General features: G+C 68.2%; 13 protein-coding genes. 8 read left to right on the top strand and 5 right to left on the bottom strand.

The window, feature by feature from the left end; translation table 11 throughout:
* Nucleotides 1-2 precede the first annotated feature (2 nt).
* The 3 genes from ACXJJ3_RS38240 to ACXJJ3_RS38230 are packed head-to-tail and all read right to left on the bottom strand — an operon-like array spanning nucleotide 3 to nucleotide 3,082.
* Nucleotides 3-830 carry a carbohydrate ABC transporter permease gene (locus ACXJJ3_RS38240; RefSeq protein ID WP_458166839.1) on the bottom strand — a complete coding sequence of 276 codons (828 nt, stop codon included), beginning with the start codon at nucleotides 828-830 and terminating at the stop codon, nucleotides 3-5.
* 3 nt (nucleotides 831-833) lie between these two features.
* Entirely contained in the window at nucleotides 834-1,766 is a 933-nt protein-coding gene (locus ACXJJ3_RS38235; protein ID WP_458166838.1) for a carbohydrate ABC transporter permease, read from the bottom strand.
* 8 nt (nucleotides 1,767-1,774) lie between these two features.
* Complete coding sequence (locus ACXJJ3_RS38230) at nucleotides 1,775-3,082, bottom strand: ABC transporter substrate-binding protein (protein ID WP_458166837.1); 1,308 nt, start codon at nucleotides 3,080-3,082, stop codon at nucleotides 1,775-1,777.
* A gap of 146 nt (nucleotides 3,083-3,228) precedes the next feature.
* Here ACXJJ3_RS38230 and ACXJJ3_RS38225 point away from each other — a divergent pair, with 146 nt between their 5' ends.
* Both ACXJJ3_RS38225 and ACXJJ3_RS38220 read left to right on the top strand, forming a co-directional pair.
* A complete protein-coding gene (locus ACXJJ3_RS38225; protein ID WP_458166836.1) occupies nucleotides 3,229-3,972 on the top strand; it encodes a FadR/GntR family transcriptional regulator in 744 nt (247 codons plus the stop codon).
* Between the two features lie 123 nt (nucleotides 3,973-4,095).
* Nucleotides 4,096-6,102 carry a right-handed parallel beta-helix repeat-containing protein gene (locus tag ACXJJ3_RS38220; RefSeq protein WP_458166834.1) on the top strand — a complete coding sequence of 669 codons (2,007 nt, stop codon included), beginning with the start codon at nucleotides 4,096-4,098 and terminating at the stop codon, nucleotides 6,100-6,102.
* Here ACXJJ3_RS38220 and ACXJJ3_RS38215 read toward each other — a convergent pair.
* Nucleotides 6,099-9,998 (bottom strand): hypothetical protein, encoded by a 3,900-nt coding sequence (locus ACXJJ3_RS38215; protein WP_458166833.1) that lies wholly within the window; start codon nucleotides 9,996-9,998, stop codon nucleotides 6,099-6,101. The two genes, ACXJJ3_RS38220 and ACXJJ3_RS38215, sit on opposite strands and share 4 nt — an antisense overlap.
* 169 nt (nucleotides 9,999-10,167) lie before the next feature.
* Between ACXJJ3_RS38215 and ACXJJ3_RS38210 the strand changes: the two genes are divergently transcribed.
* From ACXJJ3_RS38210 to ACXJJ3_RS38185, 6 genes are all read left to right on the top strand, one after another.
* Complete coding sequence (locus ACXJJ3_RS38210) at nucleotides 10,168-11,301, top strand: DUF4185 domain-containing protein (protein ID WP_458166831.1); 1,134 nt, start codon at nucleotides 10,168-10,170, stop codon at nucleotides 11,299-11,301.
* A 44-nt stretch (nucleotides 11,302-11,345) separates the two neighbouring features.
* Nucleotides 11,346-12,686, top strand: a complete 1,341-nt coding sequence (locus ACXJJ3_RS38205; RefSeq protein ID WP_458166830.1) for an ABC transporter substrate-binding protein — start codon at nucleotides 11,346-11,348, stop codon at nucleotides 12,684-12,686.
* Between the two features lie 8 nt (nucleotides 12,687-12,694).
* Nucleotides 12,695-13,675, top strand: a complete 981-nt coding sequence (locus ACXJJ3_RS38200) for a carbohydrate ABC transporter permease (RefSeq protein WP_458166829.1) — start codon at nucleotides 12,695-12,697, stop codon at nucleotides 13,673-13,675.
* A gap of 24 nt (nucleotides 13,676-13,699) precedes the next feature.
* Nucleotides 13,700-14,527, top strand: coding sequence for a carbohydrate ABC transporter permease (locus ACXJJ3_RS38195; protein ID WP_458166828.1), 828 nt, complete (start codon nucleotides 13,700-13,702; stop codon nucleotides 14,525-14,527).
* A gap of 71 nt (nucleotides 14,528-14,598) precedes the next feature.
* The gene (locus tag ACXJJ3_RS38190; RefSeq protein ID WP_458166827.1) at nucleotides 14,599-14,898 is read left to right on the top strand and encodes a hypothetical protein; all 300 of its coding nucleotides are present in this window, start codon (nucleotides 14,599-14,601) and stop codon (nucleotides 14,896-14,898) included.
* Nucleotides 14,895-15,953 (top strand): hypothetical protein, encoded by a 1,059-nt coding sequence (locus tag ACXJJ3_RS38185; protein WP_458166826.1) that lies wholly within the window; start codon nucleotides 14,895-14,897, stop codon nucleotides 15,951-15,953. The genes ACXJJ3_RS38190 and ACXJJ3_RS38185 overlap by 4 nt, the downstream gene beginning before the upstream one ends.
* On the opposite strand, the gene ACXJJ3_RS38180 is transcribed toward ACXJJ3_RS38185, so the two are convergent.
* A complete protein-coding gene (locus tag ACXJJ3_RS38180) occupies nucleotides 15,950-17,464 on the bottom strand; it encodes an extracellular solute-binding protein (protein ID WP_458166824.1) in 1,515 nt (504 codons plus the stop codon). The genes ACXJJ3_RS38185 and ACXJJ3_RS38180 overlap by 4 nt on opposite strands.
* Nucleotides 17,465-17,486: the final 22 nt, after the last annotated feature.

Below are 17,486 nucleotides of genomic sequence, written 5' to 3'. Positions count from 1 at the left end.
GGCTATCCCTTGGTCGAGCCGGCGGTGACACCGTCGGTGATCTGGCGCTGGAAGAACAGGTAGATCGCGATCACCGGCAGGGCCGCGACGAGTACCCCGCCGGCGAACAGCGGGATGTCGTCGGAGTACTGCCCGCGCAGCGCGGTCACCCCGACCATCAGCGTGCGGTGCTGCTCGGACTGCATCACGAGCAGCGAGATGAGTACGTCGTTCCAGCAGAACAACGCGTTCAGGATGCCGACCGAGAGCAGCGCGGGCCGGCCGAGCGGCAGCATGATCCGGCGGTACACCCCGAGCGTCGTGCTGCCGTCGACCCGGGCCGCCTCCACGACCTCGGCCGGGATCCGCGAATAGAAGCTCGTCATCAGGAAGATCGTGAACGGCAGGAACTGCCCGGTATAGGCGAGGATCAAGCCTGGATACGTATCCAGAAGGTGCACCTGTCCGAGCACCCGGAAGAACGGCACCATGATCACCTGGAACGGGATCATCAACGCGCCCAGGCAGACCAGGAACAGCCACTTCCGGCCGCGGAACGTCACCTGGCTGAACGCGTACCCGGCCATCGAGCCGAGCAGCAGCAACAGCACGACCGCGCCGAAGGTGACCACGATCGAGTTGACCGTATACCGGCCGAGTCCGGACGAGCCCCAGGCGTCCGCGATGTTCGCCGCGGTCACGTGGTCGGCGAGCGAGAACTGGTTGAGTACGTATTCACGGCGCGACTTCATCGCGACGTTCAGCGTGAACAGCATCGGGTAGATCGTCGCCAGCGCCAGCAGGCCCATCGGTACGGCGACGATCCACCGGGTGAAACCGCGTTCGCGCATCGGTCACACCTCCTTGGTGGCGCGCTTGATCAGCCGGATCTGCGCCAGCCCGACGACGAGCATCACGAGGAACAGCACCATCGACGCGGCCGACGCCAGCGCCGGGCTGTTCATCTGCCCCTGCGTCACCCAGATGTAGAACTCCGGCAGGTACGTCGCACCGCCCGGGCCGCCCGCGGTCATCACGTACACCAGCCCGAACATCCCGGTCAGCATCCCGATCATCGTGGTCACGAAGACGAACTGGATCGTCTGGCTGAGCTCCGGGATCACCACGTGCCGGATCGTCTGCGGCAGGTTCGCGCCGTCGCACTTGGCCGCGTCCAGCAGCGACTGGTCGAGTGTCGAGAAGCCGGCCATGAAGATCACCAGTGCCATCCCGAACGTCGCCCAGATGTGCACGGCGATCACGGAAACGATCGCGAGGTGCGAGTTGCCCAGCCAGTCGACCGGGCCGAGGCCGACCGCGCCGAGCAGCTGGTTCAGCGGCCCGTCGACGGACAGCAGGATGTTGAAGATCGCGCCGATGATCACCGGCGACAGCACCACCGGGAAGAAGTACACGCTCCGGTAGAACCGGTGGCCGGGCACCTTCAGGAAGAGGAAGGTGGCCAGGATCCCCGGGACCGCGACCGCGACCGGGAGCGCCACGAACAGCAGCCCGACGTTCCGCACCGCGGTCCGGAAGACCGGGTCGGCGGCCAGCGTCTTGTAGTTGGCCAGGCCAACGAACACACCGTTCCGGTCGCCGTCCCCGGTGAGCGAGTACTGCGCACCGAGGATCAGCGGCACCACCCGCAGCCCGACGATGATCAGCAGGGCCGGTGTCACCAGTACCAGCGCGGCGATCTTCTGCTCGCTGAGCCGCCACCGGCGGACGGCTGTCGCCCGCCGGGCCGCGGGTGCCGCCACGGTCTGCTCTCCGGAAGCACTCACTTGTCCCGTCACTTGTCTGCAGCCGCCAACTGGGTGAGGACCTGGTCGACGGTCACGTCACCGCTGATCAGCTGCTGCGACAGCCGGTGCATCAGGTCGAGCGTCTTCGCCGACAGCGCGGTGTGCAGCAACGGCTTGCTCTCCGGCAGCCAGGACACGATCTGGCCCGCCGCCGCGATGTCGACCGATTTGGTGTCGACGGTCTTGTCGGCCGCGATCGCACCGGCCTTCTCGAAGAACAGCTTCTCGGCGTCGGTACTCGCGAGGCTCTTCACCAGGTCCATCGCCAGCGCCGGGTCCTTCGTCCACTTCATCACGCCGTACCCGATGCCGCCCTCGGCCGGGAGGAAGGTCGACGTGACGTTGGCCGGGTCCGAGATCGGCGGCTTGTAGACGCCGAGGTCCGGGCCGAGGAACTCGTCGAACGACTTCCAGTGCGCGGTGTCCGAGATCAGCCCGATCACGTTGCCGCCCTTGCCGCCGGAGAACATCGTGAACTGGTCGTTGAACATGGCGGTCGAGTTGACGCCCTTGTTGTACCAGCCGTCGTCGTTGGTCTTCTTCCACAGCTCGAAGATCTGCTTGACCTCGGGCGACTTCCAGTCCCGCTTGCCGGCCAGCCAGTCGTCGTACTGCGCCGGGCTGAACACACCCGGGCCGAAGCCGGACAGGAAGAACTCGATGCCGAGGCCCTCCTTGTTGCCGAGGTTGAAGCAGGCGTTGCCGGACTTCTTGATCGCGGCGCAGTCCGTCTGCAGTTCGGCCAGCGTGGCCGGCGGCTTGTTCGGGTCGAGGCCGGCCTTCTTGTAGACGGCCTTGTTGTAGTAGAAGGGGAAGCCCTGCAGCGTGACCGGGACGGCGTACGTCGTCTTGTCCTTCTTGAACGCGTCCCAGCCGACGAGCCGGTCCTTCAGGTCGCCGAGCTTGTCGTCCAGCGGGAGCAGCGCGCTCGCCCGCTCACGCATCTGGGCGCCGCCGTTGAACATCGAGATGTCCGGGCCCTTGCCGGCCTGGATCGCGGTGCCGAGGAGTGTGTAGTACTGGTCGTACGGCTGGGCGACGAACTCGACCTGGACGCCGGGGTGCTTGGCCTCGAAGTCGGACTTGGCCTTCGCGTAGTAGTCCTTCGTGGTGGCGTCACCGGAGTGCCAGTCCCAGACGACCAGCTTTCCGGATCCGGTACTGCCGCTGCTTCCGGCCTGGCTCTGCGGTGCGGCCGCGCCACAGGCGGTGGCGACCAGGGCCAGCGCCGGGACGAGCGCGGCGGCGATCCAGCCGCGGCGGAACTGCCAGACGTGGCCTGAGGCGCTCGGCATGATCGCGCCCTCCTTCTTCGGGGTTCATGGGGCTCTCGCTGTGGCAAGATGTTAGTTGTCTGTTGTCTGTTGTCAAGAGTTTGTTGACTGCTGACAATTGGGCGACAATCCGTGTACGCATCGGTACATCGACCTCGGAGGCACAGGTGGCGTCGGACCCCGGACAGGCAACCGTGCGACTCGCGCCCGCGGCGGCGGCGCGCCGGCCGGCCCGACTCGCGGACCTGGTCGTCGAGTCGGTGCTCGACGGGGTGGTGTCCGGTTCGATCCCGCCGGGCGCGGCGCTGCCGCCGGAATCGGCACTGTCGGAGCAGTTCCAGGTCAGCCGGATCACCGTCCGCGAGGCGGTGAAGCTGCTCGAGGCGAAGGGCCTGGTCGAGGTACGGCGCGGGGTCGGCGCGGTCGTCAAGGACGACTCCAGCTGGAACCTGCTGGATGCCGACGTACTCGCGTCCGCGGTGCGGAACGACGCGAACCTGAGCATCCTCGACGAGCTCGTCGGGGTGCGGATCGCGCTCGAGTCGAACCTGGCGGGCCTGGCCGCGGAGAACGCGACCGACGAGGACCTGGCCGCGATCGAGGCTGTCTACCACCGACTCGAGGCCGATACGGCGCGGCCGGAGATCTTCATCCAGACCGACGTCGAGTTCCACGACCGGATCATGGCGGCGTCGGGTAACCGGCTGGCCCGCTCGATCGTCAGCACGGTCCACAGCCAGGCCCGGACCAGCATGCGCTACCAGGGCCACCCCAGCGTCGAGGACGTCCGCACCACGAACGCCGAACACCGCATCATCCTCGACCACATCCTCGCCCGCGACCCCGCCGGCGCCGCCACCGCGATGACCACCCACATCCGCACCGCCTGGCACCGCCGCCGCCCCGCATAACCCCTCTCTCGTTGATCCCTCGCCCTGACGTCCGGTTTCGGTCGTCAGGGCTTGACGGTGCGGTCTGCCTACTTTAGCTTGCGGCTGACAGATGACAGACAACAGACGACATAGGAGTCATGGATGACCCGACATCGTCCGGCTCGTGTGCTTGCCGCCACCTCCGTGCTGGTGCTTGCCGCGACCGCGCTCGCCGCCCCGACCTTCGCCGCCCCGCGCCCGACCGACGTCATCCTGGTCGCCCCGGACGGGAAGAAACCCACGAACCTCGACGCCGACCAGGTCGTCCGGACCCTCGGCGCCGCGCAGGCCCTGGTCCGGGCCCGCAGCTCCACCACCGACGTCCGCGTACTCCTCGCCGGCGGCACCTACGACCTCCCCGCACCGCTCCGGTTCGGCACCCGCGACGGCGGCCGAAACGGGCACACCGTCACCTGGCAGAGCGTCCCGGGCCAACGCGCCGTACTCTCCGGCGGCTCCAAGATCACCCACTGGAAGCTCACCGACCCCACCAAGAACATCTGGTCCGCCGACGTCCCGAAGGGCACCGAGTCGCGGCAGCTCTACGTCAACGGCAAACTCGCCCAGAAGACCCAGCTCCTCCTCGCAGAATCCAAGAAGACCCGCGACAACCTCGTCTTCAGCGAGCGCGGCCTGACGATCACCGACCCGGCTCTCGCCAAGCAGATCGGCGGTCTGTCCAACCCGGGCGCGCTGGAGATCGAGGAGCTCGGCTCGTTCACCGACCGCTACTCCCCCGTCCACTCGGTCGACGGCAACACCCTGGTGATGGAGCAGCCGGCCTGGGACAACAACAACTTCGGCTACGACACCCTGAAGTCGCCGTACGCCCGCGGCGCGATCTACCTGAACAACGCGTACGAGCTGATCTCCGGCCCGAACCAGTGGTACCTCGACTCGGCGAAGGGCAAGCTGTTCTACCGCCCCGCCGAAGGCCAGTCGATGACCTCCACCGACGTGCGGCTGCCGCGGCTGGAGTCGCTCGTCCAGATCGCCGGCAGCTACGCCGCTCCGGTCCAGAACCTTGCCTTCAGCAACATCACGTTCGCGCACAGCACCTGGAACTTCCCGAGCGGTCCACAGGGGTACGTCGACCAGCAGAGCGGCGCGCACGCCGTCGGCGAGTACGCGAAACCGGCGGACTTCCTGACCAGCTGCCAGAACGGCTGCCCCGAGTTCGAGAAGACCCGCAACGAGTGGCACCAGATCCCGGCCGCCGTCCAGGTGTCGGCCGCCGCGCACGTGAGCTTCGACGGCAACAGCTTCGAGCAGCTCGGGTCGGTCGGCCTCGGCCTCGGCATGGACCCGAACGCGCACGCCGCCGGCACCGGGTACGGCGCCGCCGAGATCGATGTCCGCGGCAACAGCTTCACGAACAGCGCGGCATCCGCGATCGTCGTCGGCGGTGTCCAGCCGGACGCGCACCACCCGCGGGACCAGCGGATGACCAACCACGACATCAGGATTGTCAACAATAGGATTGTCGGCGTCTCGAAGGAGTATCGCGACAACGCCGGCATCCTGTCGACGTACGTGACCCGCGCGACGATCACCCACAACACGCTGACGGACCTGCCGTACGACGGGATCGACATCGGCTGGGGCTGGGGCATCAACGATCCGGGCGGCAACCAGTACTACCTGAAGGCCGGGCTGTACGAGTACCAGCCGATCTACACGACGCCTACGACGTTCCGCGAGAACTACGTCGCGTACAACCTGATCCACGACACCAAGCAGGCCATGCACGATGGCGGCAGCATCTACACGCTGTCGGCGAGCCCGGGCACCGTGATCGAACGCAACTACGTGTACGACAGCCAGGTGACGTTCGGCGCCCTGATCGACCAAGGCACCCGGTACGTCGTGATGCGCGACAACGTGTTCCTCGGCAGCAGCCGCTGGGTGTACATCAACTCCGACGCCGGTAACCCCGACACGTTCAACACCAAGGACAACCTGGTCACCGGCAACTGGTGGGACATCGGCCCGGAACGCAACCCCGAAGGCCCCGGCTACAACAACCAGGTGATCGGCAACACCCAGGTCACCGACAGCAACTTCCCACCAGCGGCCCAGCAGGTGATGAACGAAGCCGGCGCCCGCTAGAGCTTCTCGATGCGGTCGTCGATCAGTAGATAGGAGGCGCTCGCGCTGGTCCCGCGGTACTCGTCGAAGCCGTCGTTCTGGAACTCCTTGCGGATCAAGACCGTCCAGAACAGCGTGTACCCCGCACGGGCCAGCGCGGCCGTCAGGTCCCGTCGCATCACGAGGGCGCCGACGCCGCTCATCCCGGCCGTCGGGTCGAATACGGCGGGCCGCCCCTCACAGTCGGGCCAGGCGAAGTCGTTGCCATGCGCAAGTCCGAGCGCGTCCGCGAGCAGCCGGCTGGGTACGTATCCGCTCACGGCGCCGGAGGTGTCCCGGGTTGTGCCGGTGCCGGTGTATCCGTAGTTCGCCCAGTGCAGGGCGATCGGGAGATCGACGGCGCCGGGGTCGACGTCCCAGTCGGGCGAGGACGGGAAGGTCGCGAGGAGCCGGCTGCCGATCTCGGGATGCTCGGGCACCCATCGTCCGTCGTAGTCCTGCCCGCGGGCCCACGCGCGCAGGGCGGGAACGTGGCCGGAGGCAACAAGATAGGAGTGCGTCCGCATCCAGATGTTGAGCGTCGGCACCCGGGTCGCGGCGACCTCCGGCGGCAGTTCCTCGGACCAGTTGTCGTACCGGACCAGCGACAGCCAAGGCGCCCCGTTCGGGCCGGTCAGGGCGATCAGGTCAAGCGGGTCGGGTACGCCGTCCAGCGCGGCGGCGGGCGCAGGCGTCGAACGACTTGCCGCCGGGTGAGCATCAGCTCGCGGAGCTGCCCGCTGCACCTCCGAGTCCACGAAAGTGGCGGTCACCGGTCTGAACCAGCTCGTCTCCGGCTCCGGACGCGGCCGGACCAGTACGGTCGGGTCGATGTCGCGGCCGATCACCTGGTCGAGACCGGCGTACGTCTCGCCGTCCCGCAGATCGCGCACCTCAACGTTGTCGGCCAACCGGCCGAGCGTCTCGTAGAGCCCGATCCACTGGTACTTCCGTCCGTGGTCGGCGAGCTGGTTCCAGCCGAGCTCGACCGCACGCGCGAAGACCGCCCGCCGCGCCTCCCGCAGCAACGCCGTCCGATCGTCGACCACGAACTCCTCCAGCGCAGGCTCCACCACCTGCCGCCCGAAGTCCCACGGAGAGCCGTTGTCGCTCAAACCCTCGACCGGCCAGGCGGCGCCGTACGGCGGCTGCCAGTCCGGCCCTGACCACTCGTACGCCGCGGCAGCCGAGCCGATGCGTCGAAGGTTGTCGCGTGTGACGAGATGCGTGGGTACGCCGTCCGCGACCAGCTCGGCGGCCGCGTCGGCGACGGTGATGACGACGTCCGCGGACGTGGAGCGCAGCGCGACGCCGCAGAGGGCACCGGTCAGACGCTCGACGACGTACGGATCGTCGCAGCCGCGGAACGCCCGCACCGCACTCGCGAGTTCGTCCGGACGGTCCTCTCCCAACGCCACCAGCGCCTTCGTTGCACGGTCACGCAGAGGCCGGACCGTCGACGTAAGAAGCCAGCTGATGACTTGCGCAGCCAGGCGCGACACCCCGTCCAGTCGTGGACCGGGTGCCTCCGGCCAGGCCCAGGCGAGGAGGATGTTCACGGCACGGACCACCGGTTCGCCGTCCTCCAGCGGCGTTTGATCGTCCAGCGCCGTCAGCCACCGCGACCAGGTGCGGTCCCGCTCTGGTAGCGGAAGGGCGGACAGCACGTTGTGCAGGAAGTCGGCGTTCGCGGTGTGGCCAGGAACGCAGGCGACCCGGACGAGGGCGAGCCAGGCTTCCGGAGCGGGCAGGAGTTCGGTGACGAGTTCGGCGGTGCGGCGGGTGGTGTGTTCCGCGGAGCGCAGCGTCAGGCTCTGGAGGAACGCGTCGGTGACCCGGCGGTCGGCACCGCCGGTCGCGTCCGCGAAGAGGTCGACGATCTCGGTGCCGGACCGCTCCGGCAGGAACAGTCCGAGCGCCCCGATGACGCCGTTCTCGGCCCAGCTCGCCGTGCGGAACCACTCCTGCAGCTCGGCGGGTGTCCGCTCCGCGAGGAGGCCGGCGCGCTGGACGTCGCCGAGTCGCTGGTAGCCGAAGACGACGGTGTCGGCAGTTGCCTCGAGCAACACACCTTCCCGCAGCAGGCCGACGTACAGGCTCTGGGACCAGCGGCGGTTCGGCAGCGCGGCATCGGCGAGCTCGACGACTTCGGTACGCCGGTACGGTCCGGGCCCGAACTCCGCCAACCGGCGGGCAACGGACTGGACCAGGTGTGACGCCGCGTCGTAGTCGCAGCGGGACGGCCTCGCGAGGCGCTCGTTCACCGCTTCGAGGAAGGCGTTGCACACGGTCGTCAGTCCGGTGTTGCCGAGGCTCTGCCGCCCGAGAGTGCTGAGTCCTTCGCAGGCCAGCTTCAGGAAGAGCGGGTTGCCGAACTCGGGGTCGAGGATCGGGAACGTGACCCGTTCCAGCCCGTACTCCGCGGTGTACCGATCGACGGCTTCGGCGGTCGACTCCGCGAAGCCGACATGCTCGACCCGCGGGAAGTCGTTGCCGCCGGCCACCGCCTCGACGAACTCGGTCCGGCAGGACACGGCGAGCACCACGTGCGGACGCCGGTCGACCGCCCCGGCGAGCACGCGCAGTTCGTCGGCCCACCGGTCGGCGCCTGCGCTCTCGTTGAGAGCGTCGATCATCAGCAGGGCGGGCCGACCCGCGGCCTCCCCCGCCGCATCGATGACGCCGAGCACGTCGTCCAGCCGGCCGTCGATCCCGGCGAGCGTACCGATCTGCGGCAACAACGCACCGCCGTCGAAGTCCTGCCCGAGCAGCACGACCGTCGGCAGACCCTCCGCGATCCGCCCCGACGCGACGTCGCAGAACAGGTGCGTCTTCCCGACGCCCGCGCGCCCGGTCATCAGCAACATCCCACGATCCGCAGCCGCCGTCGCGACGCCGCGAACCAGACCGAGCGCCGCCTCCACAGACCACCGCGCGACCCCGGCTGCCCGCACCACAGCCTGCTGCGTGACCCCGGCAGCGCGCTGGTCGAACTGTGCCGAGGCGCCGCCCGCAGCCGGCGCAACAGCATCGAGCGCCGCTTCGGCGGCCTCCAGTTCAGCGGTGATCCGAGGCACGCGGCCCCCGCCACGGACCGCAGCCAGGAACCCGTCGAGTGCTGCCTCCGCCCGAGCCAGTTGCTCCGCGCACCCATCAAGCCCCGGCGCCCGACCGACCACTCGCAGGTCCGCCAGCGCCAGCTGGATCCGGCGTACGTACGACGTCGTGCGGCCGAGCCCTTCGAGTGCCCAGGCCGTAGAGACCTCGACGTGCAGTTTCGGCGTGTACCGGCGACCGACCTTGTTCAGTACGTCGGTCAACCGGTCGCGCTGCTCGTCCGGGGTCAGCACCGAGGCGCCGAACCAGTACCGCAGCCGCCCGGCGTTCTCCACCTTCGTCAGCTCGGTGACCAGCTCGCTCGCGCCGACGTACACGAACTCGACGTCCGTCCCCCGCTCCGCGGCGACCCGCTCCCAGTCGGCCGTCTTCGCGAGCCACTTGGTGTACGCCGACTGCGCACGCCGGGTGTCGCCGGCCGGGCGGTCGTACGGGAGTACCACGATGTAGCGCCTCAGGTTCGGCTCAGTTTCGAGTGCCCGGCGGACCGATTCGCCGACCTGCCCGAGCTCCCGGTCCCCCAGCGAGAACAGGTACTTCGCCTGCCACGCCCACACCGCGCCACCCGGCAGCACGCCGCGCCCCTCGCGCCCGCCGTCCGGATTCCCGAACCGGTCGAACGCCACGCCGGCGGGCCATTCCACCAGCCCCGGAATTCCCGCCGTCACCAGCAACGACGCCAGCTCCTCGAACGCCGCGGCCCGCCCCGCCGGTACGCCGTACGGCCGGATCCGCGCGAAGTCGACGTCCGGCATCGTCACGCGGCCACCTCACCTGGTCCGTACACAGCTGCACCGTACACGCCACGTCAGCCTCCGAACCCGCTCCGCAGCCACCCCGCGGGACGCGACCCGTCGTGCCCAGATCGTTGCCTCCGCATCGCTCCTTGACCCATTGTGCGGGAAATCGATTTCTGCCACACTCCCCCGCATGAACAGCGTGGGCAGGGCAGGTGTCGTCGCGGGGCTGGCATGGCTGGCACTGTCGAGCACCGCTGCCTGCGGCGGCACGCCTTCCACACCTGATCCGCGGCTCAGCGGCGACCAGCAGGCGCCGTTCCTGCTCAGCGGGATCGACAACCTGACGAAGGTAGCGCAGCTGACCGGTCACGACTCGCTCAACCACACCGGATCGGTCGAGGTCGTCGGGCAGGACCTCGGGTCGATGTTCGACGCCGACGGCCGGACCTGGTTCGTGTTCGGCGACACGTTCGGGCAGCGCGAGGCCGGCCACACCGGCGGCGGGGGCACCGAGTGGCGGTCGAACACGATGGCCTGGACCACCGACACCAACCCCGCGGACGGGATCACGTTCGGCGGCTACGTCACCGACGACACCGGGTGGGCGAAGGAGCTGATCCCGGGCAAGAAGGTCGACAACGACGAGATGACGATCATCCCGACGTACGGCTTCGCGGCGAACGGCGCGATGTACCTCGCGTTCATGTCGGTCCGGCACTGGGGCGACCCGGGCGAGTGGGAGACCAACTACGCCGGCCTCGCCAGGTCGACCGACCACGGCCAGAACTGGACGGTCCTCGACGCCCCGCGCTGGGACGGCAACAGCAACTTCGTCCAGGTCAGCGTCACGAACCTCGACGGAACGCTCTACTTCTGGGGTGTCACGCACGGCCGGTTCGGCGGCGTCGCGCTGATGCGGGTGGCCGCGGCGGACGTCGAGCACCAGAAGGCGTACGAGTACTTCACCGGCGTCCACGACGGCAAGCCGAGCTGGGGCAAGGACCCGGCGGCCGCGACCCGGATCGTGGACGGCACCGTCGGCGAACTGTCGGTGATGTGGAGCGAGTACCTCGGGCGCTGGATCATGACCGCGACCGACGGCGGCGGCGCCGGGTCCACGATCCGCGAGGGCATCACGCCCTGGGGCCCGTGGGGCGACCCGAAGCCCCTTGTCACACAGGAGGATCTGCCCAGCGTCTACTCGCCGTACCTGCATCCAAGGTATGTCGCGAACGGCGGCCGGACGATCTACTTCTCGATCTCCCAGTGGGGTCCCTACAACGTGTTCTGGTACCGCGCCGACCTCGTGAAGCAGTCGAAGTGACCGGCACCCGGCACCACCTATCACAGATCACAAGGAGCAAGAACATGCGTCACCGGAGACTCAGGATCCTCGTCGCATCAGCAGTGGCCGCGACCCTCGCCCTGGCCGGCTGCGGCTCGTCCGACAACTCGGGTGGCTCCGGAGGTAAGGGCGGCACGACCGAGATCACCTTCTGGCAGCAGCAGTTCGAGCCGTACCAGCAGAAGTGGTTCAAGACGTACGTCGACAAGTTCAACGCGTCGCAGACCGCGGTCAAGGTCAAGTACCAGGTGGTTCCCGGTGACACCTGGACGCAGAAGCTGAAGGCCGCGCAGGCGGCCGGCACCCAGCCCGACGTCGCGACCACGAACTACGGCGGCATCCCGGCCGGCGTCGCGAACGGTCAGTTCGCCGAACTCGACGGGCTGCTCCCGGACAAGGTGTGGGACGACATCAAGCCGAACGTCGCCGACTTCGTCAAGGTCGGCGGCAAGCACTACGCGTACCCGATGCTGGTCGAGCCGTCGACCGTGCTCTACTACCGCAAGGACCTGGTCAAGGCCGCCGGGCTGGACCCGAACACGCCGCCGAAGACCTGGGACGAGCTGCTCACCTGGGCGCAGAAGCTGACCAAGGGCAACGTCAAGGGCATGACGATGGCCTCGGTCGCGCCGGACATCGGCTGGTCGAGCTGGGGCCTGCAGTACAACGCGTGCGGCCACCTGCCGATCAACGACGACTGGTCCGCCGCGAACGCGAAGGACGGCTGCTACACGAAGCTCTTCCAGCTGTACCAGACCCTGTTCCAGAAGGGCTGGATGCCGCAGCAGCCGAAGGTCGGGTACGCCGACGCGTCGCCGTACGGCCAGGGCCAGGTGGCGATGATGGCGGACGGCTCCTGGGCGGTCGGCCAGCTCAAGCAGAGCTTCCCGGCGATGATCAAGAACACCGCGGTGGCGCCGTTCCCGTCGGTCGACGGCGACGCGAGCAAGCCGACCGCGACGCTCGGCGGCTGGACGCTCACGGTCGACGGCAAGTCCAAGAAGAAGGAAGCGGCCGCGAAGTTCATCGACTACCTGCTGGCCGGCGACCCGGCCGTGATGGCCGACTTCTTCCGGCAGAGCGGCTTCTCGAAGTACACCGTCCGGACGTCGGTGGACAAGGCGCTGGCCAGTGACCCGGCGGCGACGTCGGACCCGTTCATGAAGATCATCTCCGAGCAGGTCGTTGCCCACGGCAAGGCGGAGCCGGCGTACCCGTTCGACATCTCGCTGGCGTTCGCGACCGCGATCGAGTCCGTGATGAAGGGCAAGTCCGACATCCCGTCGGCGACCCAGAAGGCCAGTGACGCGATCGATCGCGTGATCAAGCAGCAGCACCTCAAGGGCACCGCACCGAAGGGCTGACCGGAAGCATGCTCGATACCTCCACCCAGCCGGCGGGCCAGGTCACCCAGGTGACCGGCCCGTCGCGCCGGCCCCGCCGCCGCGACCGCAGGATCGCCGACCAGGTGCCGCGGCACCTGCGTGCGCACCGGACCGCGTACCTGATGATCGCGCCGATGGTGATCCTGCTCGGCATCTTCGTGATCTGGCCGCTCGTGTACGCGTTCTACCTGAGCTTCTTCGAGATGAGCTTCTACAAGGACGCGAAGTTCGTCGGGTTCGACTTCTACCAGTACGTGCTGACCGACCCGGACTTCTACGCGTCGCTGTGGGTCGGTCTCAAGCTCGCGCTGATGGTCGTCCCGGCGATCCTCGTCCTCGCGCTGCTGCTCGCCAGCTTCATCGCGACGCTGTCGAAGCGGCTGGCGGCGTTCATGAAGACCACGGTCTACGTACCGGCGGTCGTCTCCAGCGTCGTCGCCGCGATCATCTTCGTCTTCATCTACCAGGACGAAGGCTTCGCGAACTGGTTCATCGGGCTGTTCGGGCACGGCGCGGTCGCGTGGCTGAACACCGCGGCCACCGCGCTGCCGGCGGTCGCGATCCCGGCGGTCTGGCTCGGCTTCGGCGTCTCCACGCTGATCATGCTGGCCGGCATCCTCGACATCCCGGAGAGCTACTTCGAGTCGGCCCGGCTGGACGGCGCGAACTTCTGGCAGCGCACCCGGTACATCACGATCCCGTCGCTGCGCAACGTCATCCTGTTCCTGCTGGTCACCGGGCTGACGCTGACGATCCAGGAGTTCCAGCTGCCGCTGGTGATGACGAACGGCGGTCCGGTCGACGCCACGAACACGCCGAACCTGTACATCTTCAACAGCTTCCGCGACGGTACGCCGTACGCGACGAGCTACTCGCTGACGGCGGCGCTGCTGCTCTTCATCGTCATCGGCACCATCTCGATCATCATCTTCCGGGTCGTCAGCTCCGAGAAGTCGTCGGACGCCTGAGGCGTCACCGAAAGGACCTTTCCGATGAACCGCTCGTGGTACGCCCCACGCAGGCTGCTGTCGTACCTGCTGGTGGCCGGCATCGCCGTCACCGCGCTCTTCCCGCTCGCATGGATGGCGATGTCCGGCTTCAAGAGCCAGACCGAGGTACTGCGCAGCCCGTTCCAGTTCTTCCCCGACGTGTGGCGGGTGGAGAACTACCGGCTGATCCTCGCCGACCCGGCGTTCGTCCGGGCAATGGGGATCACCTTCCTCGGCGCCGTCATCTTCACGATCGCCAGCCTGGTCGTGAACTCGACGGCGGCCTACGCGTTCGCCCGGCTCGAGTTCGCCGGCAAGCGGCTGTGGTGGATCGTCTGCATCACGCCGATGTTCATCCCGGCGATGGCGATCCTGCTCACGTCGTTCGTGGTGGTGAGCAAGCTCGGGATGCTGGACACGCTCGCGGTACTGATCGTGCCCGGTGTCGCGTCGAGCGCGCAGATGTTCTTCCTTCGCCAGTTCTACCTGAACATGCCGGCCGCGGTGGAGGAGGCGGCGCTGATCGACGGCGCCACCCGCTGGCAGATCTTCGTGCAGATCTTCGTCCCGCAGTCCCTCGGCCCGTACGTCGTGGTCGGCATCGGCTCGTTCCTCGCGTACTGGAACTCGTACGTCTGGCCGGTGCTCGTGGTGTCGAACCCGGATCTCACCCAGATCATGCAGTACCTCGCGACGTTCCGCTCGTCGCGCGGCAACGACTGGGGCATGCTGATGGCGGGCTCGACGCTGGCGGCACTGCCCACGATCGTCCTCGTGCTGATCTTCCAGCGGTACATCGTCAACGGCGTCCGGCTGGCGGGTCTCAAGTAGCTGTTGACAGGGTGTGACGCCGGGGCAACTCTTGAGGGGGACGGACTCGCCGCTCTGGCGTGGGGGGGCAGATGAACGACAACGACGGCGATGACGACGAGATCTTCGCCTACCGGATCTTCGGGCCGACGGACGCCGGCGACGAGGGTGAGAACATCACGGTCCGCGGCGGGCTGACGAGGCTGCGGCTCGGCAGGTTGCTGGCCGTGCACCAGGACGCGCTGCGGATCGACCTCCAGGTGCCGGAGGGCTCCGAGGTCGCGGACGAGGACCTGGGGTCGCTTGCCGAGGCCAACGAGATCACGATCCGGGTCTACGTGCAGGGGACGCTGCGGTCCGAGTACACGGGAGAAGCCAAAGGATCGTCGTGACACCGCTGGTCCTGAAGCTCCGGAGCAGGCTCGGCTCCGGACTGCAGGCGCTCGGAGCACGACTCGCACCTGCCGCGAGGCCCGCCGCCGAGCCAGAGGTTCCCGCGAAGCCTGCGGAGAGTGCGAGTGTCGATCGCGGGGACGTGCATGCCGACGCGCTGAACCAGATGCGGACGGCGGTCAACTGGCTGATCGGGGCGCTCGCGGCGGTCGCCGCCGCGATGATCGCGGGGAGTCAGCTCTCCAGCATCGGCAAGCTCTCGTGGACCGCCGACCACAGCCGGCTGCTCGCCGCCCTGATCGGCGTCACGGCTGCGGTCGCGGCGATCCTGATCGCGATCGGCCTGCTGTACTACACACAAGCACCGATCAACACGGACTTCGCGCGCCTGACCAAGCTCGCCAAGAACGACCGGCGGTGGGGCCTGAACGGTCCGCTCCGCAAGCAGGTCGCGGGCGACAGCACCCTCCACCGCGGCAAGGACACCCTCCAGAACCTGAAGACGGCGTTCGAGTCGGTGCGGATCGAGTACCACCGGCTGAAGGACGCGGCGTACGACGCGGAGCTGAAACTCGCGACCACGCCCGACGAGCAGACCCGCGCCGGGGCCGCGACGCTGAACGCACAACGGGTTGTCGTGGAGTCGCGGCTGCAGGAGTACCGCAATGCGCTGCAGCGGGTGGCGCGGGTCGACAAGTATCTCCGGACCCGGCGGCGGTACCGCGTCACGACCGCGATCGTCATCCTGTTCTCGGTCGCGGCCGCGTTCGGCTTCGTCGCGTTCGCGTGGGCGGCCAACCCGGCGGATCGTCAGCAGGACGCAGTTCAGCAGCGCGCGGTCGCGGCTACGTTGACGTTGACGGACGCCGGCCGGAAAGACCTCGAGCGGCAGCTCGGCACCGCCTGCGCGACGGCCGCGACCGCCTCCGGCGTACCGGTGATCGCGCTCACCTCGTCCGGCGCCGGCGTCGAGGTCGTCCTCGTCCCGGGCACGGCCTGCCCGCAGCCGGTACGCCTCACCGTGAGCTCGTCCGACGGCGCCGTCACGCGTTAGCGGCTCTGCAGTTGCGTCTCGTACTCCTTGCGCATCGCGTCGCCGCCGGTGTTCCGCCACGTCCGCACCAGGTCGTCGAGCGTGCTCATCGGCTTGCGTCCCTGGACGATGTCCTTCACGCCGTCGCTGATCGCCTTGTCCAGTACGGCGTTCTTGGTCGCGCTGGTGTTCGAGAACAACCCGACCGTCGGGTTGACCGCCGCCTTCGCGAGCACCTTCGTCTGGTACGCGTGCTGGACGTCGGCGTCCTGCGGCCGGCCGGGCTGGTACACGACCGCGGGCGCGTCGGCGAGGTACCGGATCGGCACGGCCGTGTTCGTCTGGCCGGTCTGGGTGAGGGTCGGGTCGCCGTCCTTGGTGACGGTGTGGTCGACGCCCTCCTTGCCGAACACCCGGTAGACGTACTCCTCGGTGCCGAACGGCGCGGCCAGCCAGTTCAGCACCCGCAGCAGCAGCTCGATCCTCTTCGGGTCGGACTGCTTCTTCAGCGCGGTGATCGAGTAGTTGCCGCTGCCCTGCCACCACGGCGCGAGCTCGCCGCCCTCGCGGGTGTACGCCGGCATCAGGCCGAGCTTGAACTTCGGGTTCCCGGCAGCGGTCTGGATGTACTGGTTCCAGCCGAGGTAGCCGTCGATCGCGTTGATCGCGATCGTGCCGGCGTTGAACAGGTTCTTGAACGGGAGCTGGTCCGAGAACGCGTCCGGGTGCATCACGCCGGCCTTCCACAGCTGGGTGAGGTCCGCGATGCCCTGCTTGTACTCCGGTGTCTCGTACTGGTGGGTGAGCTTCCCGCCCTCCTCACGCCAGCCGTTCGGCGCCTTGTTCATCATCTGCAGGTAGTCCCGCACCTGGTTCCAGGCGCCGAACGCCCAGCGCCTGGCCTTCGGGTCGGTCAGCGCCTTCGCGGCGTCGGTCAGCTCCGCGAAGCTCTTCGGCTCCGGCGACACCCCGGCCGTCTCGAACAGGTCCTGCCGGATGAAGCTGTACAGCTGCACCGCGCCACGCGGGATCGGCACGCCGTAGATCCCGCCGTTGTACACCGCCGACTTCCAGGTCCGGGTCGGGATGTTCGCCAGGTTCGGGTACTTCTTGATCGCGTCGCCGGCGAGGTGCTCGTCGAGCCGGGTGAACCGCTTGTCCAGCAGCGCGGGCAGGTTCGCGACCGGCCGCATCTGCAGTACGTCGGGAAGCTCGTTGCCGGCGATCGTGGTCGCGAACTTCTGCTCGTAGTCGGCGGCCGGAACCATCTGCAGCTTCAGGTCCACGCCGAGCCGCTCGTTCAGGCCGGACCAGTAACTGTTGCCTCCGGCACCGGGTGGGACGGGCAGGAAGATGTTGCTCATCCCGCTGACCGTCTCGCCGTTGCCCGGCTTGTCCGGTACCGACTTCGGACGTTCCTTCGGGAAGTGCCGGAACGCCGGGTCGACGCCGGTGGCGCTCGCCGGAAGATCGGGCGTGATCCCGCCGTACTCGGCGTACGCCGGAAGCGTCACCTTCGTGTTGGACTCCACCGAGTTCGCCTGGCTGCTGCCA

The sequence above is a fragment of the Kribbella sp. WER1 genome (assembly GCF_054189145.1).
This window is presented reverse-complemented; position numbering and strand designations above follow the sequence as displayed.

What these genes read in the sequence shown, in the direction of transcription:
- ACXJJ3_RS38240 (WP_458166839.1), bottom strand. Translation starts at nt 830, where the DNA reads ATGCGCGAACGCGGTTTCACCCGGTGGATCGTCGCCGTACCGATGGGC.
- ACXJJ3_RS38230 (WP_458166837.1), bottom strand. Translation starts at nt 3,082, where the DNA reads ATGCCGAGCGCCTCAGGCCACGTCTGGCAGTTCCGCCGCGGCTGGATC.
- ACXJJ3_RS38220 (WP_458166834.1), top strand. Translation starts at nt 4,096, where the DNA reads ATGACCCGACATCGTCCGGCTCGTGTGCTTGCCGCCACCTCCGTGCTG.
- ACXJJ3_RS38210 (WP_458166831.1), top strand. Translation starts at nt 10,168, where the DNA reads ATGAACAGCGTGGGCAGGGCAGGTGTCGTCGCGGGGCTGGCATGGCTG.
- ACXJJ3_RS38205 (WP_458166830.1), top strand. Translation starts at nt 11,346, where the DNA reads ATGCGTCACCGGAGACTCAGGATCCTCGTCGCATCAGCAGTGGCCGCG.
- ACXJJ3_RS38200 (WP_458166829.1), top strand. Translation starts at nt 12,695, where the DNA reads ATGCTCGATACCTCCACCCAGCCGGCGGGCCAGGTCACCCAGGTGACC.
- ACXJJ3_RS38195 (WP_458166828.1), top strand. Translation starts at nt 13,700, where the DNA reads ATGAACCGCTCGTGGTACGCCCCACGCAGGCTGCTGTCGTACCTGCTG.
- ACXJJ3_RS38190 (WP_458166827.1), top strand. Translation starts at nt 14,599, where the DNA reads ATGAACGACAACGACGGCGATGACGACGAGATCTTCGCCTACCGGATC.